The following is a 25,910-nucleotide window of genomic DNA, read 5'->3' as shown; positions in this document are numbered from 1 at the left end:
TCCCTAAAATATCGTTGAACATGGCCGCAAAATTATCCCCGGTGCAGGCACCGCCCTAATGTGAACGGCCGCGAATCACCGGGGGAATCTCTCATTACTTGCTCAAACTCTCAAGATTGGCTTTGAGTCTCTCAATCTGCGCTTTACCTTCTGCGACTTTCCCGCGTTCCTTCTCGACAACTTCAGCGGGCGCACGGGCGACAAAATCCGCCTTGCTGAGTCTCGCCTCGCTTGACGCAACAGCCTTCATGATTGACGCTATTTCTTTCTCAAGCCTCGAAATCTCTTCCGGCACGTCAAGAACATCACCCACAGGCAATTTCACTTCAGCATCACCGCAGACGCTCGACAATGAAGGCCCGTATGACCATTCCGGCGAAGGCTCCTCAAGAATCACGCTGTCAACCTTGCAGAGTCCCTCAACCTGATTCAATGACGCACGCAAAATTTCAGCGGTCTTAGTATTACCCGCAACACGAATCACGGAGCGGGCTAGTCTCTTCTGCGGGGGGACGTGAGCTTCTGCCCGGAGATTTCGCAGAGTCCTCACGGTTTCCTGCAGGACTCGCATTTCGTCAACAGCCCCGGAAAACTCGTACTCCCTCACAGGCTCAGGCCATGAAGACCGCATTATATAGTCGTCGTTAAACCCGAACGCCGCCCACAATTCCTCAGTGATGAACGGCACAAACGGGTGCAGGAGCGGCAATACTGTCCTGAATACATGCTCGATTACGCCCTGAGTCGTGTGCTTCCTCGCGTCGCCCTCGTCGCCCTTCAGCGCAGGCTTTGACATCTCCACGTACCAGTCGCACAAATCGCCCCACACGAAATCATAGAGTCCCCGCGCCGCCGTCCCTATGTCGTAGGAGTCTATCTGCTCACGGACACTCCGCGCCATTTCCTGAGTCCGGGTGAGAATGAATTTGTCGTGAAGCTGAAGCTGAATCGGGTCAATCTCTCTCACATCGTCATCAAGATTCATCAGCGCAAAGCGTGAGGCGTTCCACAATTTATTCATGAAAAATCTGTATGTCTCGATTCGTGTTGACGACAGGAGAATATCACGCCCCTGCACAGACAATGCCGCAAGTGTCATCCTCAGCGCGTCAGCTCCGTATTTCTCGATCATCACGAGAGGATCTATCACGTTGCCTTTTGTCTTGCTCATCTTCTTTCCGTGCTCGTCTCGAATCAGCGAATGAATGTACACGTCCCGGAATGGAACATCGCCCATAAATTCGAGGCCCATCATAATCATTCGCGCAACCCAGAAAAATATTATGTCGAATCCCGTTACCATTAATGACGTGGGATAAAAATATTTCAGCTCCGGGGCATCGTCAGGCCATCCCATTGTCGAGAAAGGCCACAATGCAGAGCTGAACCACGTATCAAGAACATCGCTCTCCTGCTGTATATTCTTGCTGTGGCAATGCTCGCATTCTGTAGGGTCAATTTCGGCGACAGTGATATGCCCGCAGTCTTTGCACTCCCACGCGGGAATCCTGTGTCCCCACCAAAGCTGGCGGGATATGCACCAGTCCCGGATATTCTCCATCCAGTTAAAGTATGTCTTCTCCCACTGGGACGGAGTCCACTTTATTCGGCCATCCTTCACCGCCTGGACTCCGCGTTCGGCGAGGGGCTTAGTCTTCACGAACCACTGCTCCGACAAATACGGCTCAACGGTTGTCCCGCAACGCTGGCAGTGTCCTACAGAATGCGTGATTTTCTCTGTCTTCACGAGGAGGCCAAGCGACTCCAAATCTTTCACCGATTCTTTTCGGGCTTCCTCGATTGTCATACCCTGATACTTTCCGGCATTCTCGTTCATTATTCCGCGAGAGTCGATTACCTGTATTTGTTCGAGATTGTGATTCAGTCCGACAAGAAAATCATTCGGGTCATGCGCCGGCGTAATCTTCACACAGCCCGTGCCAAATTCAGGGTCTACCATGTTGTCCTCGATGATGGGAATCACTCTGTCAGTGAGCGGGACTCGTACATGCTTCCCGATTAAGTGCTTGTATTTCTCTGAGCGGGGGTGTACTGCTATTGCTACATCGCCTATTATCGTTTCGGGGCGTGTCGTTGCTACGAGGATATAGCCTTCTGCGTCCGTCAATGGGTACTGTACGTAGTAGAAATTTCCGGGCTGGTCTTCATATTCGACTTCAAGATCTGATATTGCAGTCGCACAGCGGGGACACCAGTTGACGATGTATTTCCCCCTGTAGATTAGCCCCTTGTTGTAGAGACGGACAAATACCGCCCTTACTGCCCGCGATAATCCCTCGTCAAGCGTAAATCTTTCCCGCCTCCAGTCGCACGAGTTGCCGAGTCTCTTCATCTGCTCAATGATTCGTGAGCCGTAAACTTTCTTCCATTCCCACACCTTTTTGACGAACTCATCCCGGCCAAGGTCATAGCGTGAGATTCCCTTCTTGGCCAAATCTTTCTCGACGACATTTTGAGTCGCTATTCCGGCGTGGTCAGTTCCGGGAAGCCACAACACGCTGTAGCCCTCCATGCGCTTTGTACGGCACATAATATCCTGAAATGTGTGATCGAATGCGTGTCCCACATGAAGAGAGCCTGTTACGTTAGGCGGGGGGATTACGATTGAGAATGCTTTTGCGTCAGGGTTAATTTCCGCGTTGAAGAGGCCGTGAGAAACCCATTCCGCGTACCATTTCTGCTCTATGTTGTCCGGCGTGTAGCTCTTGTCTAAATTCCTGTTTCGTTTCCTTGTTGTCATTTTTCCTCCTATAGTTGATTGATTGCCTGTATTAGTTCATTGATACTGTCATCAGTTGTTGCCCAGCTCGTGCAGAATCTTACCGCTAATCGTCCGTCCTCTAACGGCTGCCACGACTCATAGCTGAATTTCGCGGACAGTGATTCATTCTGCTGACGTGTCAGAATCGGGAACTGCTGATTTGTCGGTGAATCTATCAGGAACGGTATACTTTTATCCGTGAATGCCCGCTTGATTTTCATGGCCTGAATATTCGCGTGTTCTGCATTCCTGTAAAATAGTCCGTCCTCAAACAACACTTCAAACTGAATCCCTAACAGCCTACCTTTTGCGAGGAGTCCGCCCTGCTGTTTGATTATTGTCGTAAAGTGCCGGAGATTTACCGCTTCAGGGTTCGGGAAAACTACAGCCTCGCCGAGTAACGCCCCGTTCTTTGTACCGCCGATATAAAACACATCGCACAAGTCCGCAATATCATTCATTGCCATGTCGGACACACTAGACGTTAATCCCGTTCCGAGCCTCGCGCCGTCAAGAAAAAGTTTCAGCCCGTAATCATCACATACCCGCCGTATTTCCGTGAGCTGTGATTTACTGTAGACCGTTCCCAATTCTGACGAGTACGACACGTAGACAAGCCCCGGCTGTACCATGTGTGCATTTGTCGGGTCAACGGTGAACGCCTCCATGTACTGCCGAAAGTCTCCTGCGTCAAGTAATCCGTCATGACTCGGAAGCGTCAAAACTTTGTGGCCTGTCGACTCAACCGCGCCGGACTCGTGGACGTTTATATGTCCCGTTGAGGTCGCTATTACTCCCTCGCAGGGGGTCAGCAAATGCTTTATCACCGTTGTGTTAGTCTGAGTCCCTCCGGCCATGAAGTAGACCGCCGACTCCGGCCTGCCTATCTCGCGGCGTATTAACTCTTTTGCGCGGGAACAGTGAGAGTCCTCGCCGTAGCCTGATGTCTGTTCGAGGTTCGTTGAGAGTAAACGCTCTAAAATTTCCGGCGATGCTCCCTCCTGGTAGTCAGTCTCAAATTTTATCCTCTGCATTAATTCATCTCCCTGATGTAATTTTTCACAACCTCAATCACAAATTCCTGGCAGTCATGGCCGAGTTTCGGTATAAATTCTTCACCTGTAAGCTCAGAATTTGAGATTACACGCACGCCCAAGAACGGAACGCCGTAAATCCTGCACACCTTAGCCGCCGCGAATGTCTCCATTTCCTCGCACGATGAGCCGAATTTCTCGTGAAAGAATAATATACGGTCGACTCTGTTCTCCCATGAGTCAGAAGTCGCAATACGTCCTACAGCAATTTTCCCGCCTGAATATTTCCCCTTCACAGCGAGCGCGGAAGCCTTCAGCTTTTCGTCAGCAGGAAGAAACGTAATCTCTTCTCCGTTCTCGTACTCATCGTAAAAATTAACGTCAAGAAGATTTATATCACGGTAATTTACTCCCTCACCTTTTGCGCTTGATCCTGCCTTCCATGCTGAAGAGTTGAAACAGTCTGACGCTATCACAATATCGCCCCGCCTCAATGCCGGGTCATGTCCTCCCGCCGTACCCTGATTAATCACAGCGCACGGCCTGAATGTCTCAATCGCAAGTGCTGTTGACACTGAAGCATTCTCGACCCCGCACCGCGTTACGCTCACTATAACGGGATAGCCGTCAATTTTCCCGGCAACGTAATGCCAATGCTCTATAGTGATGTCATGAGACTCAGCAAGCGCGGAAATCAGTATGTCAGTCTCAATTTTCATTGCCCCCTGAATCAGAATGGGGCGTGATTCGCTATCGTACGCAGGCAGAGACTCACCGCAGCCCGCAAAGCAAAGAATCAAGGCGAGAATTATTGCAGTCTTCCTCATGGGATAAAGCCTTCTTTCGTTGAAGTGTGAAATTCTCAGGTATTGTACTACACAAAAAGAGCGTCCCCGCAAAATCTGAAGGAACGCCCCTGCTTTTACGCCTGAAAATCTGACTCAGCCCTCAAGAATCGCGAGAACCTCATACGGCTTCATCATCCTGTGCGAGCCGGAATAATTCCCGATTAACACCCGGCCTTTCACGTCAACGCCCGTAACAGTCTCATCACTCCCGCTGAAATTGCACAGCACTACGAGTCTTTCACCGTTCAATCTCCGCTCATAGCCGATGACGTTATCATTTCCCGTGTCAATGAACTTCACATCACCTTCCGAGATTACCGCGTAATCCTTCCTGAGCTGCACAAGCTGCCTATAGTAATTGAGGATTGAGTCGGGGTCTGACTCTTCTGACTCGGCGTTGATGTCCGTGAAATTCTCCGTAACACTGAGCCATGATTTACCCTCCGTGAATCCTGCCTCATGGCCGGGAGTCCACTGCATTGGAGTCCGTGCGTTGTCGCGTGATTTCGAGGCAAGGACTTTCAGCGCGTCAGACTCGGAGACTCCATTGTCGCGCATAATCCGATAATAATTCAGCGACTCGACATCCTGATACTGCTTTATGTCCGTGAAGTGTGCGTTAGTCATCCCAAGCTCCTCGCCCTGATATATATACGGAGTCCCCCTCATGAAGTGTACGAACGTTGCGAGCATTTTTGCTGACTGCCTCCAGTATTCGCCCTCATCGCCGAATCTTGAGACTATTCGCGGCTGATCGTGATTGCACCAGAAGAGAGCCTGCCAGCTTCCTGCGTTCGAGAGTCCTTCCTGCCACGTGCTGAAAATTTTTCGGAGTTCGTGCAAATCGGGAGGCATTAGAGTCCATTTCCCGCCGTCCTTGTAGTCAACCTTCAGATGATGGAAGTTGAAGCACATAGAAAGCTCAGAGCCTGACGGATTCGCGTACTGTATGCAGTTTTCGAGGGTTGTGGACGACATTTCGCCGACCGTAATCATGTCCGTAATCCCGGAGTCCCCAGCAAGCTCGCGTATATACTCGTGAATGTGCGGGCCGTCCTTGCAGAATTGCGCGCCAGCCCCCGCAGGAAGCGATTCAAGATTCGCGGGCTTTGATATTAGGTTGAGAACGTCAAAGCGGAATCCCTTAACGCCTTTCCCCTTCCAGAATCGCACAACGTCTTTCAGTTCCTCCCGGACTTGCGGATTGTCCCAGTTCAAATCGGGCTGCTTTTTGTGGAACAAGTGCAAGTAATATTTCCCGACTGAGGGCGAAAATTCCCACGCTGACCCCCCGAAAACTGATGTCCATTCCGGCGGGTTGTCCCGGAAAATGTAGTAGTCCATATATTTCGGGTCTCCCGCAAGTGCCTTCCTGAACCATTCATGCTCGTCCGATGTGTGATTGAATACCATGTCGAACATGAACCCCATTCCGAGCGCGTCAGCCTCAGCTATCATTTTCTCGCAGTCATCCATTGTGCCGAACATGGGATTAACGTTGCGATAGTCTGAGACATCATAGCCGTTATCCGCCATCGGTGAACAGAAGAAAGGAGTTACCCAGATATATTTGACTCCCAGCGAATGAATGTAGGGGAGCTTTGCGCGTATTCCGTTGATGTCGCCGATACCGTCTCCGTTTGAGTCGCAGAATGATTTGATGTAGATCTGGTAGACGGCTGAAGATTTGTATTTGTCCTGCATGGCTGTTACTCCGCGTGTGCTATAACGTTTTCGGCGGCTTTGACCTGAATACCCGCGTCAAATTTGAACGACTCATATCCCGCGTCATTCGTGATTACCATGATTGTTGTTACGGGATGGCCTGCGGCTTTGATTTTCTCCGGGTCAAACGAGATTAGCTCCTGGCCTTTTTTCACCCTGTCGCCCTCCGCAACGTGAAGGACAAATCCATCTCCCTGCATTGCTACAGTGTCAAGCCCAATGTGTAACAGAATTTCGAGGCCGTTATCCATAACGAGTCCTATTGCGTGATTGCTGCCCTCCATGAGATTCTCCACAACAGCGTCAACAGGCGAGACGAGTATATTATCTTCCGGCTCTATCGCGATTCCGTCGCCCAAAACTTTTTCGGCAAATGTAGCATCAGGCACTTCACTTATTGCGACTGTCTTCCCAGTAAGGAACGCCATGAAATCTATCGGCCTATGCTCCGTCCTTGCCCGCTCTAATTCGGCTTCCTTTGTCGCTTCGTCAGCGGCTTCCTTGTCGATTCCCCTGCGCTTTCCTGCGGCGTAGGTCAGCGCGAACGGTACGCACACCGCAACGGCCATGCAGATAGCAAACCACGCAATAGACCCCGGCTGAATCGACAGTATACCCGGCAATCCTCCGACACCTATAGCACTCGCCGTAACACTCGCTGCTGTGCTGATGATTCCCGCGATACATGAGCCAGTCATACCGCAGATGAACGGAAATACATACTTCAGGTTGACTCCGAACATGGCCGGCTCAGTTACACCGAGATAACACGATATGCAGGACGGAATATTAAGCTCCTTAGCCTTTGCGCTTTTACGCTGAAGGAAAATCATACCTAGCACCGCGCTTCCCTGTGCGATGTTCGACAACGCTATCATAGGCCAAAGCATAGTCCCGCCGAAATCCGCGATAAGCTGAATGTCTATAGCGTTGCTCATGTGGTGCAGTCCCGTAATGACTAGGGGAGCGTAGAAGAACCCGAACACCGCCCCGAATATTACGCGGTATGACCCCGATATTCCCGCGTAGACAGCCGCAGAAATCCACGAGCCTATACGCCAGCCGATTGGCCCAAGCACGAAATGAGCCGCCATTACCGCAAACAATAAGCTGAAGAACGGTACAAGAATCATCTGCACGACCTGCGGAATAATCTTCTTGAAGAAACGCTCCAAGTATGCCAATGTGAAAGCCGCTAACATTGCCGGGAGAACTTGAGCCTGATAGCCGATCATGTTCACCTGAATGAAGCCGAAATTCCACTGATTCAGTGTCCCGTTTGCCATCGCTCCGGCTACTGCGTATGCGTTCGTGAGCTGTGAAGATACGAGCGTAAGTCCGAGAATGATACCGAGCATTTCCGTACCGCCCATCTTCCGCATGATAGTCCAGCAGATTCCTACAGGGATTCCGACATGAAACACTGCCTCACCGAGAAGCCACAAAAAGTGGTCAACGCCCGCCCAAAATTGACTCTGGCTGACGAGAGTCGCACCGCCAAAAATCTCCATGCTGTCAATAACATTCCTGAAGCCGAGAATGAGACCGCCCACAACAATAGCAGGGATTAACGGCGCGAATATCTCCGCGATTGATGTCATGAGTCGCTGAAGAATATTCTGATTCTGTTTCGACATCGCTTTTACTTCAGACTTTGAGACTCCCGATACCCCGGACACTTCCGCAAAATCTTTGTAGAAGTCAGCAACTTCATTCCCGATTATCACCTGAAACTGCCCGGCCTGCGTGAATGTCCCTTTTACTGACTTGATGGACTCGATTCGTTTCATGTCCGCTATTTTCGGGTCAGTCAGAACGAACCGCATACGGGTTATGCAGTGGGAGACCGCCGTGATATTTTCCTTCCCGCCTATGGCCGCGAGAAGCTCTTTTGCGTCAGACAAAAATTTGCCCATGAGCAACGCCTCCGATATAAAATTTTTGGGATAATTTGAAGTGTGATAATTATATTGCAGACAGTGTAATTTTTCCGTAAGTATATTCCATAAGGGAGCGTGATTTTTCCGTGAAGATATATTTTGCGTTAGGCTCAAATTTGGGCAATCGTCTCCAGAATCTCCGCGAGGCAGTCAGAAGACTCGAATCACTCGGCCATGTCTCAGCGTCAAGCGACGTATTCAGCACAGCCCCCTGGGGAGGAGTCGCACAGCCTGACTACCTGAACGCCTGCGTGAGAATCGACTCGCCGTCAGATTATGAGCCTCACGAAATCCTGAAGGCCGTCAAAAATTTTGAGCGCGAAATTGGCCGTGTTGAGTCAGTCCGATGGGGCGCGAGGAAAATTGACATTGATATTCTGCTGATGGATGACGTTATATTTCACTCGCAGGATTTGGACATTCCGCACGCGAGAATCCCGGAGCGTCTTTTTGTGCTTGTGCCGCTGAGTCAGATTGTCCCGGATGGCTGGCGGCACCCTGAGAACGGTTTGACGGTTCATGAAATGATTGCCGGGGTTGACGGTGAGTCGTTGCCGCTGAGGGTTACGGAGCTTTAATGCCCGCGCATTACTATTTAGGCTATAATTATTTGCCGGAAAATTTTCACAGGAAGGACTGTTCTTATCATGAAAAAGTTTCTTGCGCTTATGTTCGTGTTAATGCTGTGCGTTTGTGCGTCTGCTGAGGGTGAAAAGCTCAAGTCCCCGGATCAGCTCAAAGGCGAAAGGCTCGCGGCTCAGAGAGGCACAACAGGCCAGTACATAGCCGAGGATCTGCTTGGCGACAAGAAAGCGGATCTCCTCACGACATACGAGAAATATGTTGACGCTGTTGCGGCTCTAAGGCAGGGAAAAATCCGCGCCGTAATCATGGACGAAATGCCCGCGAAAAGATTCGTGAATGAGATTGACGGCCTCGCGATTATGGACGAGCCTATGAGCGTTGAGAGCTACGCAATCGGCTTCAGGAAGGGAAATACGGAGCTAGTCTCACAGGTCAACAAGATTCTTGCGGAAATGAAAGCTGACGGAACAATGGATACCATTTTCGCCAAGTACATCGGCGGGGACTATTCAGCGGTCAAGCCGGAGGATATAGACTTCAGCAAGGGTGCGAAAGGCGGAAAGCTCTATGTAGGGACAGAGGCAGGATTTGCCCCCTATGAGCTGAAAGTCGGAAGCGGCTTCATAGGAATCGACATCGAAATGTGCGCCCACATCGCCAAAAAGCTCGGCAAAGAACTCGTAATCATCAACATGAATTTTGACGCTCTTCCCACAGCCGTCTCAACAGGAAAAGTTGATATGATTTGCGCGGGAATCACCGTAACAGACGAACGCAAAGAGAATATGGACTTCTCCGAAAATTACGTTACGGGCGTGAAGCAGGTAGCGTTAATCCGGGCGGAAGACTATGCGAAATAAGACATACCCCGGAGCGGGGCGCGGAGATTTTCTGCTGTGGATTGTCGGAGCGTTCCTGCTGTATTTGCTGTGGCGTTCGGGATTCTTTACGGCCTCGGCGTGGGCGGACTTCAACAGGCGTTTCTATCAGAATTTCGTGAAGGATGACCGCTATATGATGCTTGTTGACGGCCTGAAGTCGACTCTCTTCATGACGGCCGGCGCGACTGTAATCGGCGTGATTGTCGGGCTGATACTGAGCGTTATACGTGTGGCGTACAAAGGCGGGGTGCATATTCCGATTCTGAACAAGTTTGCGGAGACATATATCACCGTTTTGCGTGGGACTCCTGCGATGGTTCAGCTATTGATATGGAACTTCACTATATTTGCCTCAGCGAGGGATCTCAACACGCAGTACATTGCGATTCTTGCGTTCGGTCTTAACTCCGGGGCATATGTGGCGGAAATCTTCCGGGGCGGAATTGAGTCGATTGACGCGGGACAGATGGAGGCGGCGCGGTCATTGGGACTGACATACGGCTCATCAATGAGGCACGTTATATTACCGCAGGCATTACGCAACGTTGTGCCGATGCTGTTCAACGAGTTTATAGCACTGCTGAAGGAGACATCAATAGCCGGGTACATCGGGATTGATGACCTTACGCGGGCGGGTCAGAACATTCAGGCACTGACGCTTGAGCATTCACAGCCGCTTGTGATGGTTGCGATAATCTATCTGATTATGGTAATGGTACTGTCAAAGCTCGTGAAAAAGCTGGAGCAGTGGCTCAGTCGGGGCAGGAGGTAATAACATGGCGGTTATTGAAGTGAAAGACCTTCGCAAAACTTTCGTGCTTCAGGACGGCCGGACTCTTAACGTCCTAAACGGAATAAGCACATCAATAGTGAAGGGCGAGAAAATCGCGGTGATAGGGCCTTCAGGGTCAGGAAAGTCAACATTCCTCCGCTGCCTTAACCGAATGGAGGAGCCTACGTCCGGGACAATCACATTCAACGGAGAAGATATTACGTCCCCTTCATGCAACATAAATCTTGTACGGCGTAAAATGTGCATGGTGTTCCAGCATTTTCACCTTTTCCCGCATTTGACGGTGAGGAAAAATTTGACGCTTGCCCCTGTCGACCTAAAACTCATGACGCAGGAAGAAGCTGATGTGAGAGCCGCCGAACTCCTAGCCCGCGTTGGACTTGCCGACAAGATAGACGAATGGCCTGACAGATTATCGGGGGGGCAGAAGCAGAGAGTCGCAATCGCCCGGGCTATGGCTATGAATCCAGAGGTGCTTTTGTTCGATGAGCCTACGAGCGCGCTTGACCCTGAAATGATCGGTGAAGTTCTTGACGTTATGCAGGAGCTTGCCGACTTGGGAATGACTATGTATCTTGTAACTCATGAGATGGGATTCGCGTACAAAATCGCGCACAGGGTATTATTTATCGACAAGGGAATAATCAGCGAGCAGGGTACGCCGGATGAGGTGTTCAATCACCCGAAACAGCCGCGTACGGTAGAATTTCTCTCAAAAGTATTGAGACGGTAACAACAAAAATCCCCCGGCCTTTTACGACTGGGGGAAAATTTTACTCCTTCACCAAATCAACAAACGTATAATCATCTCTCAATCTCTCACGGATAACTTTCACGGACTCTTCTGACTGGTCAATCCCGATAAACTTACGGCCTAATTCATTAGCACACATTAGGAAAGCCCCGCTTCCGGCAAAAGGATCAAGCACAATACTTTCATTAAGCGATGACTGAGCGACAATCAATTTCAGCATGTCATGATTCTTTTCCGTAGGGTAAACGGGATTCTGAGGGTCTTTGAATGTCCACACGTCCTGAATCTTTCTGCCGCTGTGACCGTCCGCGTATTTTTTGATTCGGGGATTGCCTGACGCTGACCACTCTATGAGTCCCTGCGAGTCGAGAGCGTCAAAATTCGCCGGGTCAGTCCTCCAATGTCGGCCGGGTGGAACGGGAATATTCCGCCACGCCCGCCCGGTAACGCCCTGAGTTTCGCCGGGGGCATGAAGAGGAATCGTAGTGTATCGCCTTCCGTCAGTGTCAGTTTTCGGGAAAAGCCGCAGAATCTCGGAATCATTGAGGGGGGCTTTGATGTCGTTCCATATGTTGAGGCCGGATTTCTTGACGTAAAATAGAATCATGTCGCGCTCATTGCCCCATGCACGGCGGTAAAAGTTCTTGGGATTCGATTTCACGCGGGCAATGTCATTCATGAAGTTCTCAGCCCCGAAAATCTCATCAAGCATAATTTTCACATAATGGCCGGTCTTGCAGTCAATGTGAAGATAGAGCGAGCCTCTGTCAGACAGCAATTCATGAATCAGTATGAGCCTCTCACGCATAAAGGCAAGGAATTTTTCCCGGGTCATCTTGTCGGGGTATGCTCTGCGGGATTTCACTGCGCTTACGGAATTTGCGCGGGTGTCGGAAATGTAAAAGTCATTCTGCGTGTTGAAGGGCGGATCCGTGTAGACGAGATCAATTTTTCCTGTGTAATATTTCAGGAGGAGCGACAATGCGGAAAAGTTTTCGGCCATGAAGAGATAATTTTGTGACGTGTCAAGCGTGATATTGATATTGGCGGCGGTGCTGTGTGCTTTTTGCAGAACTTCATCGCGCAATAATCTTCCGTCAAAAGAAAGCCGGAGCATTTTACAGTGAGTAGAGAAATTCACGGAGAACTAGAGCGGACATGATATTATCCTGCGGGTGACGGTAAATATATTCATGCATTTTGCTGTGATTGCTGATGTAGATTACGCCGTCAATAATTGCAACGGGGATAACGTCAAATCGTGACGGCCTGAAGCTGTGAAGTGTGCTTAATGCGTCATCAAACTGCGCGTTCTGATGTCCTCCGAAATCTGTCAGAAATTTTGCCTCGCCCGCGATATATTTTCCGTGAAACTTTGCGAGAAAGTCGACTCCCTTGTTGCGTGTGAAGCCCAAATATTTTTGTGAGAAGTCCTGCATTAAAGCGTCTGAAGAATTTAGTATGCAGTTGTCATTCATGTGCAAAAATTTTTCCGGGTCATTCAGAATTGGGACTCCGATAACGTTTCGTGCTATCCAGTTTTTGAACATCGGCCCCATCTGCCTGTTTGTTTCTTTCGGGGCTGTGCATTTTTCTATTATTGCATCGATTCCCATCTGGTATAAATTTCCGGCTATCCTGTTCACCGTCTGAGGATTCCGCATTATCGCTCCCCTGTCATGCCTGAGAAAAGGAACATACGAATCTTTCAGCGGGAAAAGTTCAGTGTCAAGCAAAGTTTCAACAAGCCTTATGTTGTCGCGTGAGTCATAAGCCGACATTAATTTTTCGGCCTGAGACTGTGAAAGCTCCCGGCGCAAGTTAGGATTCACCGGGTATACTCTGAATAGCTCGTCAAGATAATTCCTCTGCCCCGCAAAAATTATGCTCTGCTCCGTCCAGTAATTAATCAAGAAAAATCCCTCCCGCAGAAATTATACAGGAGGGAAAATTTCACCTAACGACAACCTGCCCGGCCTCTACAGAGTGAGTCAGCCAGACATTTCCGCCTATTACGCAGTCGTCCCCGATGACCGTATCACCGCCCAATATAGTCGCCCCCGCGTAAATCACAACATTATTGCCGATGTCGGGATGACGCTTTATCCCCTTCACTAGTGAGCCGTCCGGGGAAACGTCAAAACTTTTCGCGCCTATCGTAACATTCTGATAGATTTTGACTCTCCTGCCGATTGTTGAAGTCTCGCCGATTACGACTCCTGTTCCGTGATCTATGAAGAAATATTCCCCGATTGCCGCGCCCGGGTGAATGTCGATTCCCGTGAGCCAGTGAGCGTACTCGGTTATGATTCGCGGGACTAACGGCACTCCCATAACATAAAGCTCGTGGGCTGTCCTGTACGCGCTTATTGCCGTGAAAGCAGGGTAGGCCAAAATTATTTCGTCAGGGCTTTTCGCGGCTGGGTCTCCCTCATAAGCTGCTGTAATGTCCGTGAGAAGCACCCGCTTTATTTCCGGGAGACGAGATATTAGCATGGCCGTGAACTTTTCGCCGTCAGAATCATTCATTAACCGTGATATTGCTGACCTGAGATTTTCAGCCGCAAGCCGCAAACTTTCAGCAATGTTTTTCTCTTCGTAGTTGACATGAGCCGGGAACATCGCCGACTGTATATTGACGAATGCCGACTCTATGCTCTCCTTTATGCCGTTGTAATTTCTGCTGTCAGCGCGGGATTTGAGTCCTTCTTCTGCTGACGTTACAGCCTCGCTGATATTCATGAGCTAGTCCGCAAATAATTCTGTCGACAAATATTTTTCGCCCGAATCAGGGAGGATAACCGCGATGTTCTTTCCGTCATTTTCGGGGCGTTTTGCGACTTCAATCGCGGCATGAAGCGCGGCTCCCGATGATATTCCCGCGAGGAAGCCCTCAAATTTTCCCGTAAGTTTTGCGGCGTTGATTGCGTCAGAGTCGTCAACGGTAATAATCTCGTCATACAGTCTTGTGTTGAGGACTTCAGGAACGAATCCCGCGCCTATTCCCTGAATCTTGTGGCTTCCTTTTCGCCCTGACGAAAGAACAGGAGACCCGGACGGCTCTACGGCGATAATCTCTATGCCGGGCTTGACTGAGCGGAGATATTCGCCTGTTCCCGTGAGAGTCCCCCCGGTGCCGACTCCTGAAATGAGTATGTCGACATTCCCGCCTGTATCCTGCCAGATTTCCGGGCCTGTAGTGAGACGGTGAATTTTCGGGTTTGACGGGTTGACGAACTGCCCCGCAATGAATGAGCCGGGAGTCTCGTCAGCAATTTCCGAGGCTCTCTTGATTGCGCCCATCATGCCGGCTTTGCCTTCCGTCAAAACTAATTCCGCTCCGTAAGCCTTCATGATTTTGCGGCGTTCAACGGACATTGTTTCGGGCATTACGATAATGACACGGTAGCCCCTTGTCGCGGCGACTGAGGCCAGCCCGATACCTGTATTTCCGCTTGTGGGTTCGATTATGACGCTTTCGGGGGTAAGTCTGCCGTCTGACTCTGCGTCATCGAGAATTGATTTTGCGACTCTGTCTTTGACGCTTCCGGCGGGGTTGAAGTATTCGAGCTTGGCGAGGATTTTTGCGTGAAGGGAAAAATGCCTCTCAATTCTCACAAGCTCAAGCAGCGGAGTATGTCCTATAAGCTGATCGACTGAAGTATAGACTCCTGACATGGTACACGACTCCTTTTGTGTTAATGTGATAATTGCCTGGCTAAATCTCAGGCGTGAACGAAAAATTTGTGTGTGAAAATGGAACTTACTTGCGCGAAGTTAGAATGTGAAGGGACGACAACAGCATACGGCCTCAAGAATGCTGATAGTGATTCTGTGATTACGCATACTGTTTCACCTCTTGGGAAAATTGTTGCGGGTAATTATGCCACGAAAGAGAATCGGAATCAACTACAGAATTTCAGCTCTTGGGATAAATTATTGCGGTGAAATTATGAAATGAAGACATAAAAAACAAGGACAAGAAATTTTCTGTGCTATAATCTATTTCATCAATTTATGTTTTCAGCACTCAATTAATGTGAGCTGAGACTCATTTAATCGTATCTTGTCCTGCGGTTATTATAGCATAGCGCAAGGTAGATGATTATTAGTTGTGTGCTTTTACTCTTGCGCCGGGTAGTTTCTTCGTGAAGTTGGAGCTGTTTGGCGCAACGTTTTGTACATTGAAAGGAGGAATGAAACGGACAGTATATATCATCAGTTGTTCAAACAAATAAAACAAAGGAGGCATATTTCAGTATGGTAAATTTACTCAAAGGGCAAAAAGTTGACCTCACGAAAGGGAATCCGGGGCTGTCAAAAATTCTTGTCGGACTCGGCTGGGATGTCAACAAATATGATGGCGGTTCGGCGTTTGACCTTGACGCGTCTGTGTTTCTTCTGGGTGCTGACGGCAAAGTAACAGCGGACAACGATTTTGTGTACTACAGGAACTTGAAGCACAATTCCGGCGCGGTGATTCACATGGGCGATAATTTGACGGGTGAAGGTGAAGGCGATGATGAGCAGATACGAATCGACCTCAGCAAGATTCCCGGCAATATCGACAAGGCAGTATTCACAGTAACGATATACCAGGCGGAAGAACGTCGGCAGAATTTCGGCCAGGTCTCAAACGCATTCATACGCATAGCAGATGACTCAAACGGCAAAGAGTTAATCCGCTATGACTTGGGCGAGGATTTCTCGGTTGAGACTGCTGTTGTTGTCGGAGAATTGTACCGTCATTCGGGGGAATGGAAGTTCAATGCGATCGGCTCCGGGTTCAAGGGCGGATTGAGTGCGCTGTGTCAGACTTACGGGGTCAGGCGTTAAGTTTTGAGAGGAGGAATAATCATGTTGAAGAAGTCAAAAGTTGTTGCGCTGTTGGTCGTGTGCGTCATGATGTTTGCGGTCGTTGAGCCTGCGCTCGCTAGGACGTGGGGAGAGGCTGTCAGAGATACGGCAGTGGGCGGTGTAGTCGGTGGTCTGTTGGGTGCTGCTGCGGTTTTCTTCACTGGCGGTCTTGCATTACCTATTATAGGGGGAGCTGCTATCGTGGGTGCCAGTATCGGTGCTACTCCTGTAGGAGAGCGTGTTACAGCGGTTGCAGGTCATGTTGCTGGTGCTGCTATAACAGTAATCGCATATGGGTTAGCTACACAGAAATAATTTCAGCGTACACAATAAGAAACATACTAATGAAAAAATTACGCTCCCGGCAAAAAACACCGGGGGTAATTTTTTTTACCCTTCACAAAAATTTTTCGATACCAGTAAAATTATGTTTGCATTCTTTGCGCGGTGTGAATAAAATTATCACGTTCAATCACAAATTTCTCAACAAAATTTCATATGTCAGGAGCGTTAATAGTATGCAGATTGATATTAACAGCAGACTTATCGCACTTATCGGAACGCCTCTGAGTCAGTCATTCGCCGCAAGAATGCAGAACTCAGCGTATCAGGCGGCAGGGTTCAACATGGTGTACTGCTACTGCGAGGCAGACAGCACGCACTTGAAGGAAATCATTGACGGTATACGCTACATGCCCACGTTTCTCGGCTGCGCCGTAACAAAGCCCAACAAAGAAGCCGTAATGCAGTACCTCGACGATTTAGATCCCCTCTGCAAGAAAATCGGAAGCTCGAACACAGTCGTCAAAACAGAATCAGGAAAGCTCATCGGCTACAACACAGACGGCTACGGAGCACTGCGCGACATCAAAGAGCACGGCTGCGTCATCAAAGACAAAGTTATGTTCTCATTCGGCGCGGGCGGCACAGGCAGGAGCGTTTGCCTTGAGCTTGCCAACGAGGGCGCAAAGAAAATCTACATCTCTTCACGTTCAGAGAAATGCGAGACTCTCAGCGAGGAAATCAACAAGTTCTACCCCGGAGTCTGCGTACCCGTAAGAGCAGCTGACGAGGCCGGAATCAAGAAGGCTCTCGATGAGACAGATATTATCCTCAACCTTTCGGGACTCGGCATGAAGGGCAAAGAGGAATATACCTGCGTTGACAAAAAATTCCTCAAGCCGTCGCACATTTGCTTTGACGCGACATATAATCCCGCTACAACACGTTTCCTCAAAGAAGCCGCTGAAGTAGGCTGCACAACGATTAACGGACTCGGAATGTCATTGTATCAGGGACTGCGGCAGATTCAGTTGTGGACGGGCGGGCAGGCTGTGCCGCTTGACGTAATGCGCCAGACTCTTGAGACAATCATGAAGGAAAAAGAAGGAAAGTAAGGTCTACCCCCCTTCCGCTATCGCTTTCTAGCCCTTTGGCAGGGGATTCTACCCCCCTTCCGCTGTCGCTCCCTCCCCCCTTGGCAGGGGGGACGAGGGACTCGCCCGTGTTCTTGCCTCCCCTGCGAAAGGGGAGGTGGCCGAAGGCCGGAGGGGTCGCGGATGGGGTCGCAAAATTTATTTACATTGAAAGGAGAACGAGTTTCACAAATGGCACGTAAATTTTCACTGGCTTACCTCACAATCCCCGGCACAAATCCGATGGATCAGATCAAAATCGCAAAAGAAGCAGGCTATGACTATGTGAGCCTCCGCACAATTCCTATGCACCTTCCCGGCGAGCCTTCATTCCTCCCGCAGGATGACCCGAAACTTTTCGCCGACATCAAAGCCGCCCTCAAAGAATACGACATGCCGCTGATGGACATTGAGCTTGCACGAATCCGCAAAGACCTCGACATCAACGAGTACAAGCCCGCATTCGAGGCCGCCGCGAAATTAGGCGCAACGGACGTACTTGGCTCAGTGTGGACACGCGACCGCAAATGGTACACAGAGACCGCCGGAAAAGTCGCCGACATGGCAAAAGAGTTCGGACTCATGTTCAACATTGAGTTCCTTCCCTGGGCAGGTGTCCGTAACCTTCAGGAAGATATTTCCCTCATCGATGACTTGTACAGGGATAACGTTTTCGTGATGGTCGACACACTTCACGCAGGCAGGGCAGGCGTAACTGGCTCAGAGCTTGCGAGGACTCCGCGAAAATATTTCCGCTTCATTCACCTCTGCGACGGCCCCGCAGGAAAGCCCTCCGATGACATGCCCAACGGAGACCCCGTACTCGACAACATCAAAGATGACCTCATGCTCTTTACGGCGCGTGAAGGCAGAATGTATCCGGGCGAAGGCGCAATGGCAATAGCTGACATGGTAAAGGCAATGCCCAACATCCCGCTGTCGATTGAGCTTCCGAATCTCGCTGAGATTAAAGCCCGCGGCGTTGCTGGACACGCAAAACAGTGCCTCGATGTGGCAAAGAAGTATTTTGCCGCCAACGGTATCGACTAAATCATGAAGGCAATCACAATCCGGGGCGTTGAACTCGGCGCAGGTGTCCCGAAAACAATCGTCCCTATTGTCGCAAAAACAAAAGCTGACATTCTCGCAAAGGCCGACGAAATTACACGGCTTCCTGCTGACTTGGTAGAGTGGAGAGCGGATTTCTACGAGGATTTGTTCAACACGCCGAAACTTTTGGAGACCCTCAAAGAATTACGCGGAGTGCTGAAGGATACGCCGATACTTTTCACGATTCGCACGAAACCTGAAGGCGGAGAAGTTGCACCGACATTTTCAGACTATCAGGCAGCAAACAAGGCTGTAGCTCAGAGCGGAGACGCGGATTTGGTTGACGTTGAAATGTTCTGGAACATTACGGACTGGAACGCGCCCGCGTCAAATTATTCTGCAAAACTTGTTGACGAGATTCACAAAGCAGGCTGTCTCGTTGTCGGTTCGCGTCATAATTTCTCGGCGACTCCACATGCAAACGAGATTGTAACGACTCTCAGACATCAGCAGGGAGCAGGAGCAGACATCCCGAAAGCCGCCGTAATGCCCAAGTCAAAAGAGGACGTATTAGCCGTGATTGCCGCGTCCGTTGAGTTCGGGAATGTTACTGACCGTCCCTATCTCACAATCTCGATGGGGCCTCTCGGAATGATGAGCCGTGTTGCGTGTGAATTATCCGGCTCATGTATGACATTCGGGGCGGCAGGTCAGGTGAGCGCACCCGGTCAAATTCAGGTCGGCGAGCTGAAAGACATGCTCACGAGAATACATAACGCACAGGCAGGTGCATAGGCGATGAATTTACCCGAAAAAGTAACAATATGTGAAGTCGGTCTGCGCGACGGCGTACAGAATGAGAAAGTTTACCCGAACACAGAGCAGAAGCTCGAAATCCTGCGGGGCTTCATTGACGCGGGATATAAGGTTATCGAGGTAGGCTCATTCATGCACCCGAAAAGAGTCCCTCAGATGGCCGACACTGACGAGATATTCAAGCGTATAGGCGAGATTCCTGCAGATGTTGAACTGCGCGCCCTCATTCCCAACACACGCGGAGTACAGCGGGCTATAGATTGCGGCTGCAAGAAAGTGAAGCTCAATGTTTCCGCAAGCCGTATGCACAATCTCAAGAACCTTAACCGCACCCCGGAGGAAAGCGTTGCGGGTTTTGCTGACTGCGTGAAGATGGCCAACGAGAATCACATAGCTATATCCGGCTCAATCTCAATGCCGTATGCGTCCCCGTGGGAAGGCAGGACTCCCGTTGAAGACGTTGACGCGATAATAGAAGCCTATCTGAAGGTCGGAATTGACGAAATTTCGCTGTCTGACGCTTCAGGGCAGGCAGTCCCGAATCAGGTCTACGATCTCTGCAAGCACGTACGGGAAAAATATCCGCAGGCTTCATGGTGGCTTCACTTCCACAACACGAGAGGCGCGGCAATGGCGAATATTCTTGCGGCAATGCAGGCGGGAATGACTCGCTTTGATGCTTCATTCGGCGGACTCGGCGGATGTCCTTTCGTCCCCGGCGCGGCTGGCAATATCTCATCAGAGGACGTAATCAATATGCTTGATGAGATGGGAATTGCTACGGGCGTTGATGTGCTTAAAGTAATGGAAATGTCCCGGAAGATTCGCGAGATTGTCGGCCATGATTTAGACAGCTACGTGCTGAGGGCAGGACGGTCAAAGGATTTAATCGCGTCTCAGTCGGAGTAATTCAGGAAATTTCCCCCTGTGAGGTTTGCGGGGGGTTGTTTAATTTTTTCACAGTCAGGAGGATTTAACACATGTTCAAATGGCTTGATGAGCATTTTGAAGAGTGCTTAATGGTCATATTTCTGATACTGATTGCATGTGTCATGATGCTTCAGGTTATCGTCAGAAAGATTCCGTTTCTGCCGTCGCTTACGTGGGCTGAGGAGTTCTCGCGCTTCATGTGGATAATGAGCGTATTTATCTCCCTTCCCTACACAGTCAGAAAAGCAAACATGCTCCGCGTCAATGTCGTGATTGACCTTCTCCCCGAAAAAGTCCGCAAGGTCATAAATTTATGCGTTGATGTAATCGTAGGCGTGTGCATGGCTCTTCTTGCGTATCACTGCATAGAGTGCCTCAAATGGGCTAAGGGTGAAATGCTTGAAGGCGCGAAAGCTGAGACTTCCCCGGCTATGAACTGGCCTATGTGGTGGCTGTACGCGGTAGGGCTTTTCGGGTTCTGCCTGGCGACTCTCAGATCGGTTCAGATGTTCTTTATCCATCTCAGCAAGTTTAACGAGAGGGAGCTTACGACTCTTGAGCAGACACAGCTTGACGCAAAGGCCGAACTTGAAGCGGCTGCAAAGTCAGAGGGGGCGAAGTAATCAATGGCGGCGTTACTCGTATTCGTAGTATTTCTCGTAGCAATAGTACTCTCGATACCTATCGGGGTAAGTATGATTCTCGGCTCAGTCGCTCCCATTCTCATGATGGCACGCGGCGGAGTCATTCCTCAGATTGTCGACAACACATTATCCGGCGCAAACTCAACACCGATTCTTGCGGTTCCCCTGTTCATTCTCGGCGGCGTTATCATGGCCGAGGGCGGAATCTCAAAGAAGCTCTTTAACTTCTTCTCGTATTTTGTCGGAAGATTCACGGGCGGCGTACCCTGCGCGGTAGTTTTGACGTGTTTGTTCTACGGTGCTATTTCAGGTTCAGGCCCTGCAACAACGGCGGCAGTTGGTGCAATGTGCATTCCGTTCATGGTAGATCTTGGCTACAACAAGACATGGGCGGCGGGATTAATCGCGGTTGCGGGCGGGCTCGGAGTCATCATTCCGCCGTCGATCCCTTTCGTCCTTTACTCACTGGCTACGGGCGTTTCAACCGGAAAATTATTCTTGGGCGGTGTATTTCCCGGAATATTAATCGGATTGTTCCTCATGGCCTATGCTGTTTTCTACTGCGCTACGAACAAAGACAACAAAGCGGAGATTAACGAGAAGACACAGAAAAGGCTTGACGAAATCAGCGCAAACGGATTCATGCCCCTGCTGAAGGATTCTTTCTGGGCGTTAATGTGTCCGTTAATCATTCTCGGCGGTATTTATTCGGGATTCTTCACACCGACGGAAGCGGCTGTCGTCTCGGTCTTCTACGCGATTATTGTATGTCTCTTCATTGAGCGGACAATCAGCTTCTCGGCTCTTCCTGCGTTTCTCACAAGCTCGGTGAAAACTTACGGCGGACTCGCATTCATTCTCGCATTCGCAACGGCATTCGGGCGCGTTCTGTCGCTCACACATGCAACATCAGCGGTGCAGGATTTCATTCTCACAAACTTCCACAGCTCGACATCAGTACTCACGATATGCACAATAATCTTCTTGATTCTCGGCATGATTATGGACACAGGCCCGGCGATTATCATTCTCGCACCCGTCCTGCTTCCTGCTGTGAAAATGCTCGGAGTTGATGAGGTACATTTCGGCGTTGTCCTTGTGTGCTGCTTGTCGATAGGGCTTGCGACTCCTCCGTTCGGACTCGATTTGTTTGTGGCCGGAAATATCTCTCAGGATCAGCCGATGGATGTCGCAAAGAGGGCTTTCCCGTTTATCGTGGCATTCTTGCTTTCATTGGCGCTGATTGTCTACATTCCTGAGATAAGCACGTGGCTTGCATATTAGGAGGGGTGAATCATGAGAAAATTTATCGTTGCCCTTATGTTAGTTCTTGCGCTCGGCTCATGCGCTTTCGGAGCGTCAGAATTTGATGAAACGTGGCTTGTTACCGCCGACACTACAGCGAAAGGCGCGGCAGGCCAGGTATTTGCACAGCTCATTCAAGCGAAAGTGAAGGCTGCGAACTGCGGACTCGTCATTGACTATTTCCCGAACGGCGAATTAGGCGGGGACGCTGATTTGCTCCGTCAGGCTCAGAAGGGGTATATCGCTATCACAGTATGCCAGACAGCCCCGATAGTGTCATTCATTCCTGAGATGGCAGTTTTTGACTTGCCGATGGTATTTGCGAGATATGACGGCGATACGATCGACAAAGTTTTGAACGGCGACTCAGAGTTCCACCGCAAAATGTCAGCGGCTTACGAAAAAGCCGGGCTTCACCTTCTCGGCTTCATGCAGAACGCAACATACAGACTCGCGACGGCCAATAAAGATTTGGAGACATTGACGGATTTCGCAAAACTTCAGATTCGTACGATGGAGAACAAGAATCACATGGACTTCTGGACGGCAATCGGCGCGGAGCCTACACCGTTAGCATGGGGCGAGCTTTACTTCTCACTTCAGAGCGGTACTGTTAATGCTCAGGAGAACGCCGCAGACACATGCGTGGGCGCGCACTTTGAGGAAGTACAGAAATTCCTAGCCTGCACGAATCACATTCTCTACTGCAATCAGATCTGCATCAACGACAAAATCTATAAGGCACTCAAGCCCGAACATAAAGCAGTCCTCGACAAGGCAGTAGCTGAAGCATTGCAGGAAATGCGCCCGAAACTTGAGGAGATCGACAAGAGCAACAAGGCAATCCTCGTAAAAGGCGGAATGAAGCTGATTGAGTACGATAATTCATTCTTCAGCGATGTGTTAGCGATTCAGGGAGTGAGAGACCTCTACAAGAGAATCGACAACGCAACGAACGGACTCGCTACTGTTCTTGAGAAGAGCCTCGAAGAAGTCGCAGAAGCCTCAAAGCCAAAGCCCGCAACAGCAATCGACAACGCGCAGAAAGCCCCGGCACCTGCTCCGGCGGAAACCCCTGCGCCCGCTCCGGCGGAATAATCTTCAGGGAAGACAATAAATTTTCCCGGCTGTGATTGAGTCATGGCCGGGATTTTTTTGTGCGATAATCACATCATTCCCATGCTCTTGAACGCGAACGTCCACAGAAATATAGTCAGCACAGAAAGTATTGTTGTCGCACAAACTAACTGACCCGCTAACTGACCGTCAGCACCCATCGCAACCGCCATAGGGTATGACGCAACCGCAGAGGGTGCCGCGAATGTTACCATCATCGCGCAGAGGCTCTGGCCCCTGAACCCCGTAAGCACCGCCAGAGGTATCACGATTCCCGGAAGCACTATCATCCGCATTATTACACCCCACGCAAGAAGCCTCCTGTCCGCAACAGCGTCCGCCATGTCGAGACCGACTCCCAGCGATATGAAGCTGATTGTCGTTGTTGAGTTCGCTATGCTCCGTATCACTGACCATAATATTGCTGGTATCGTTATGCCAAGCCCCTTGAAGGCAAACGCGAATATCGCCCCGATTATCATGGGATTCTTCAGCACAGCCAGGAATAATTTTGCCGGACTCGATTTTCCTGACCGCCCAGCCTCAAGAAGCACCGCCGAGAATATATTTACCATCGGCACAACTAACATGCTCATCATTATTACCATGCCTATATTGCCCTCGCCGTATAGAGCCTCTGAGACTACCACGCCGAATATGATATAGTTCCCCCTCACGACCGCCTGCCCTATTACGGAAGACTTCCGAGGGTCAGCCGTGAGTCTTGACGGAAAGCGGAGGCAGAACGCAAACAGAATCAGCAGGCATATCCCCGTGAACATCATCTCCTTCAACGCAAAGCCCCCGGAGAAATCCATCTCGTATATATTCTTGAACAGCAATAACGGCATAAAGATACGGAATATCAGCCTGTCATATTCTTTCATGGCCGGGCGCGAGATTACTCCTTTTACCCGGCAAAGCCAGCCGATTACCATCAATATAATCATCGGGCATACTACCCTTAACGCCGCAAGAAAACTCTCACTCATAAATTTTTTCCTCCTGTATAAGTTTATGTGCTTTAACTGCGATTGCTGAAAGAAGATTGTATTTCTCCGCAAGCTGTGAAGGGGTCATGTTTTGACTCTCTTTGCTGACGGGGATATATGTTATGTCGTTGTCCTGATACTTTTTCGGGGCGTTCTTCAGCACGAGACTATACGCCGAAAATCTCAAAGCCTCGTCATGATTCATTTTGCTGACGGACTCGCGGACTCTCAGAATCTCCCGGACATTCGCAAAAATTCCCGACAATCCCACAACAACAGAAAGAGGCCCGATAGCTTTCACCGCAAAAATTCCCTCAAGTCCCGGCCATGAGTCATTAACAGTCAGCAGAAGACTCAGAATCATTCCCGCAAGCAACAGAATCACGAACGGAAAACATTTCCGCAGTATCAATTTTGCCGGATAAAGAAAAACCCGCGCCCCCCTAAGAGCGCAGGCCGTACAAATTTCGTAGTCTTGAAACTCGCCTAATGCCTGAATAATTTTCTCGCCGTCAAAGTCCCTGATGTGTAACGTGTGAACTTCAAGCAAACGGAATTTTATTGCGTCAGGCGAATCATTCTTGCACTGAAGGCAGGACATTCATTAGTCCCTCACATAGTGCCTCAAGTGAAGGAGCGTATCCCACTCGTAATAAGGCTCAGAGAGAAGGACTCCTGCGGGCGCGTCGGGCTGTTTCTCGACTCCTTCCCAGACCTGATACCAGAAAACAGCATCGACTCTCCCGGACATTAACGCGCTTGTTCTCGCTCCTGAGTCAATGTTCACAAGCTCAATGTTGACTCCCATTCTCCTGCCGATTTCCGACAATACAGCGGTGTTATACCCTATCGGCCTTCCGTCAGGCGCAATCATGTCGAGCGGGGGCAAATCTCCCGTAACAGCAACTTTCACCGTTTCAGCTCCGGGAAAACTCGCGAACGACTCAGCCGCCGGGAGTGTTGTGCCTGAGCGGCGAAGATATTTTGACGTGAGTATGCTGAGTCTGCGGTCTGACTTCATGGCCTCTAAAGCACTGTTTACCATGTCGCAGAGCCTCTGCCCGCCGTCATCGCTCCTGAAGCCTAACGCAAGGTGAGTCGTTCTCGAATGAAGCGCGCAGGAAATTTCGACTCCAGCGTCCGTTGTCCTGACATATTCGGCGACAGGCTCAGGGAGGGCGGCCTCGTCAATTTTCCCGGAATGAAGAGCCATAATCATAGACGTTAGGGAGTCAAAATATGTGAATGTGTCATCGAGTCTGTGATTCGTGTTCATAATCTTCCAGCCGAAAAAATTTCTCTCCTGGGATTTTATGAACTCTGCGAACTCTTCCGCGCTCATATTCTGCTGTGTCAAAGCTCCCATTCTCATGCCAACGCCGAACGCAGAACCCGCGAAAATTCCCGCAATCAAAAACGCAAGCAGTAACTTCTTCATACAAT

25 protein-coding genes are annotated in these 25,910 nt (G+C 50.0%); 13 read left to right on the top strand and 12 right to left on the bottom strand.

The window, feature by feature from the left end; genetic code table 11:
- Positions 1 to 94: 94 nt before the first annotated feature.
- From IKQ95_09305 to treP, 5 genes are all read right to left on the bottom strand, one after another.
- Positions 95 to 2,761: a valine--tRNA ligase gene (locus tag IKQ95_09305; GenBank protein ID MBR4196892.1), complete on the bottom strand. Its 2,667-nt coding sequence runs from the start codon at positions 2,759 to 2,761 to the stop codon at positions 95 to 97.
- Positions 2,762 to 2,769: 8 nt separating this feature from the next.
- Positions 2,770 to 3,816, bottom strand: a complete 1,047-nt coding sequence (locus IKQ95_09300; GenBank protein ID MBR4196891.1) for an aminotransferase class I/II-fold pyridoxal phosphate-dependent enzyme — start codon at positions 3,814 to 3,816, stop codon at positions 2,770 to 2,772.
- Positions 3,816 to 4,643, bottom strand: coding sequence for a 5'-methylthioadenosine/S-adenosylhomocysteine nucleosidase (gene mtnN, locus IKQ95_09295; GenBank protein ID MBR4196890.1), 828 nt, complete (start codon positions 4,641 to 4,643; stop codon positions 3,816 to 3,818). The genes IKQ95_09300 and mtnN overlap by 1 nt, the downstream gene beginning before the upstream one ends.
- A gap of 114 nt (positions 4,644 to 4,757) precedes the next feature.
- A complete protein-coding gene (locus IKQ95_09290; protein MBR4196889.1) occupies positions 4,758 to 6,368 on the bottom strand; it encodes an alpha,alpha-phosphotrehalase in 1,611 nt (536 codons plus the stop codon).
- Positions 6,369 to 6,373: 5 nt separating this feature from the next.
- Positions 6,374 to 8,305 carry a PTS system trehalose-specific EIIBC component gene (treP, locus tag IKQ95_09285; GenBank protein ID MBR4196888.1) on the bottom strand — a complete coding sequence of 644 codons (1,932 nt, stop codon included), beginning with the start codon at positions 8,303 to 8,305 and terminating at the stop codon, positions 6,374 to 6,376.
- A 110-nt stretch (positions 8,306 to 8,415) separates the two neighbouring features.
- Between treP and folK the strand changes: the two genes are divergently transcribed.
- From folK to IKQ95_09265, 4 genes are all read left to right on the top strand, one after another.
- Positions 8,416 to 8,907 carry a 2-amino-4-hydroxy-6-hydroxymethyldihydropteridine diphosphokinase gene (folK, locus tag IKQ95_09280; protein MBR4196887.1) on the top strand — a complete coding sequence of 164 codons (492 nt, stop codon included), beginning with the start codon at positions 8,416 to 8,418 and terminating at the stop codon, positions 8,905 to 8,907.
- A 69-nt stretch (positions 8,908 to 8,976) separates the two neighbouring features.
- On the top strand, positions 8,977 to 9,774 hold the full coding sequence (locus IKQ95_09275) for a transporter substrate-binding domain-containing protein (GenBank protein ID MBR4196886.1): 798 nt from the start codon (positions 8,977 to 8,979) through the stop codon (positions 9,772 to 9,774).
- Positions 9,764 to 10,567, top strand: coding sequence for an amino acid ABC transporter permease (locus tag IKQ95_09270; protein ID MBR4196885.1), 804 nt, complete (start codon positions 9,764 to 9,766; stop codon positions 10,565 to 10,567). Before IKQ95_09275 ends, IKQ95_09270 begins: the two co-directional genes overlap by 11 nt.
- Positions 10,568 to 10,571: 4 nt before the next feature.
- Positions 10,572 to 11,321 (top strand): amino acid ABC transporter ATP-binding protein, encoded by a 750-nt coding sequence (locus tag IKQ95_09265; GenBank protein ID MBR4196884.1) that lies wholly within the window; start codon positions 10,572 to 10,574, stop codon positions 11,319 to 11,321.
- A gap of 40 nt (positions 11,322 to 11,361) precedes the next feature.
- On the opposite strand, the gene IKQ95_09260 is transcribed toward IKQ95_09265, so the two are convergent.
- The 4 genes from IKQ95_09260 to cysK are packed head-to-tail and all read right to left on the bottom strand — an operon-like array spanning position 11,362 to position 15,020.
- The gene (locus IKQ95_09260) at positions 11,362 to 12,429 is read right to left on the bottom strand and encodes a site-specific DNA-methyltransferase (GenBank protein MBR4196883.1); all 1,068 of its coding nucleotides are present in this window, start codon (positions 12,427 to 12,429) and stop codon (positions 11,362 to 11,364) included.
- 31 nt (positions 12,430 to 12,460) lie between these two features.
- Positions 12,461 to 13,255 (bottom strand): hypothetical protein, encoded by a 795-nt coding sequence (locus IKQ95_09255; protein MBR4196882.1) that lies wholly within the window; start codon positions 13,253 to 13,255, stop codon positions 12,461 to 12,463.
- 40 nt (positions 13,256 to 13,295) lie between these two features.
- Complete coding sequence (locus IKQ95_09250) at positions 13,296 to 14,084, bottom strand: hypothetical protein (protein ID MBR4196881.1); 789 nt, start codon at positions 14,082 to 14,084, stop codon at positions 13,296 to 13,298.
- A gap of 3 nt (positions 14,085 to 14,087) precedes the next feature.
- A complete protein-coding gene (gene cysK / locus IKQ95_09245) occupies positions 14,088 to 15,020 on the bottom strand; it encodes a cysteine synthase A (protein MBR4196880.1) in 933 nt (310 codons plus the stop codon).
- Between the two features lie 582 nt (positions 15,021 to 15,602).
- On the opposite strand from cysK, the gene IKQ95_09240 reads away from it, so the two are divergent.
- The 9 genes from IKQ95_09240 (at position 15,603) to IKQ95_09200 (ending at position 23,457) form a co-directional block, all read left to right on the top strand.
- Positions 15,603 to 16,178, top strand: a complete 576-nt coding sequence (locus IKQ95_09240) for a TerD family protein (GenBank protein MBR4196879.1) — start codon at positions 15,603 to 15,605, stop codon at positions 16,176 to 16,178.
- Between the two features lie 21 nt (positions 16,179 to 16,199).
- Positions 16,200 to 16,514: a hypothetical protein gene (locus IKQ95_09235; protein MBR4196878.1), complete on the top strand. Its 315-nt coding sequence runs from the start codon at positions 16,200 to 16,202 to the stop codon at positions 16,512 to 16,514.
- A gap of 203 nt (positions 16,515 to 16,717) precedes the next feature.
- Positions 16,718 to 17,596, top strand: a complete 879-nt coding sequence (locus tag IKQ95_09230) for a shikimate dehydrogenase (GenBank protein MBR4196877.1) — start codon at positions 16,718 to 16,720, stop codon at positions 17,594 to 17,596.
- Between the two features lie 210 nt (positions 17,597 to 17,806).
- Entirely contained in the window at positions 17,807 to 18,664 is an 858-nt protein-coding gene (locus tag IKQ95_09225; protein ID MBR4196876.1) for a sugar phosphate isomerase/epimerase, read from the top strand.
- Between the two features lie 3 nt (positions 18,665 to 18,667).
- Positions 18,668 to 19,459 carry a type I 3-dehydroquinate dehydratase gene (gene aroD, locus IKQ95_09220; protein ID MBR4196875.1) on the top strand — a complete coding sequence of 264 codons (792 nt, stop codon included), beginning with the start codon at positions 18,668 to 18,670 and terminating at the stop codon, positions 19,457 to 19,459.
- A gap of 3 nt (positions 19,460 to 19,462) precedes the next feature.
- A complete protein-coding gene (locus IKQ95_09215) occupies positions 19,463 to 20,389 on the top strand; it encodes a hydroxymethylglutaryl-CoA lyase (GenBank protein MBR4196874.1) in 927 nt (308 codons plus the stop codon).
- Positions 20,390 to 20,460: 71 nt separating this feature from the next.
- The gene (locus IKQ95_09210) at positions 20,461 to 21,033 is read left to right on the top strand and encodes a TRAP transporter small permease (protein ID MBR4196873.1); all 573 of its coding nucleotides are present in this window, start codon (positions 20,461 to 20,463) and stop codon (positions 21,031 to 21,033) included.
- Positions 21,034 to 21,036: 3 nt separating this feature from the next.
- Complete coding sequence (locus IKQ95_09205) at positions 21,037 to 22,338, top strand: TRAP transporter large permease (protein MBR4196872.1); 1,302 nt, start codon at positions 21,037 to 21,039, stop codon at positions 22,336 to 22,338.
- Between the two features lie 12 nt (positions 22,339 to 22,350).
- The gene (locus IKQ95_09200) at positions 22,351 to 23,457 is read left to right on the top strand and encodes a TRAP transporter substrate-binding protein (protein MBR4196871.1); all 1,107 of its coding nucleotides are present in this window, start codon (positions 22,351 to 22,353) and stop codon (positions 23,455 to 23,457) included.
- A 68-nt stretch (positions 23,458 to 23,525) separates the two neighbouring features.
- Here IKQ95_09200 and IKQ95_09195 read toward each other — a convergent pair whose 3' ends face one another.
- The 3 genes from IKQ95_09195 to IKQ95_09185 are packed head-to-tail and all read right to left on the bottom strand — an operon-like array spanning position 23,526 to position 25,905.
- On the bottom strand, positions 23,526 to 24,467 hold the full coding sequence (locus IKQ95_09195; GenBank protein MBR4196870.1) for an AEC family transporter: 942 nt from the start codon (positions 24,465 to 24,467) through the stop codon (positions 23,526 to 23,528).
- Positions 24,460 to 25,068, bottom strand: coding sequence for a hypothetical protein (locus tag IKQ95_09190; protein ID MBR4196869.1), 609 nt, complete (start codon positions 25,066 to 25,068; stop codon positions 24,460 to 24,462). The genes IKQ95_09195 and IKQ95_09190 overlap by 8 nt, the downstream gene beginning before the upstream one ends.
- Before the next feature lie 3 nt (positions 25,069 to 25,071).
- Positions 25,072 to 25,905 carry a transporter substrate-binding domain-containing protein gene (locus IKQ95_09185; protein ID MBR4196868.1) on the bottom strand — a complete coding sequence of 278 codons (834 nt, stop codon included), beginning with the start codon at positions 25,903 to 25,905 and terminating at the stop codon, positions 25,072 to 25,074.
- Positions 25,906 to 25,910 lie beyond the last annotated feature (5 nt).

The organism is Synergistaceae bacterium (genome assembly GCA_017540085.1).
Classification (GTDB): domain Bacteria; phylum Synergistota; class Synergistia; order Synergistales; family Aminobacteriaceae; genus JAFUXM01.
Note: the sequence above shows the minus strand (reverse complement) of the source record. Positions and strands in the feature narration are given on the sequence as shown.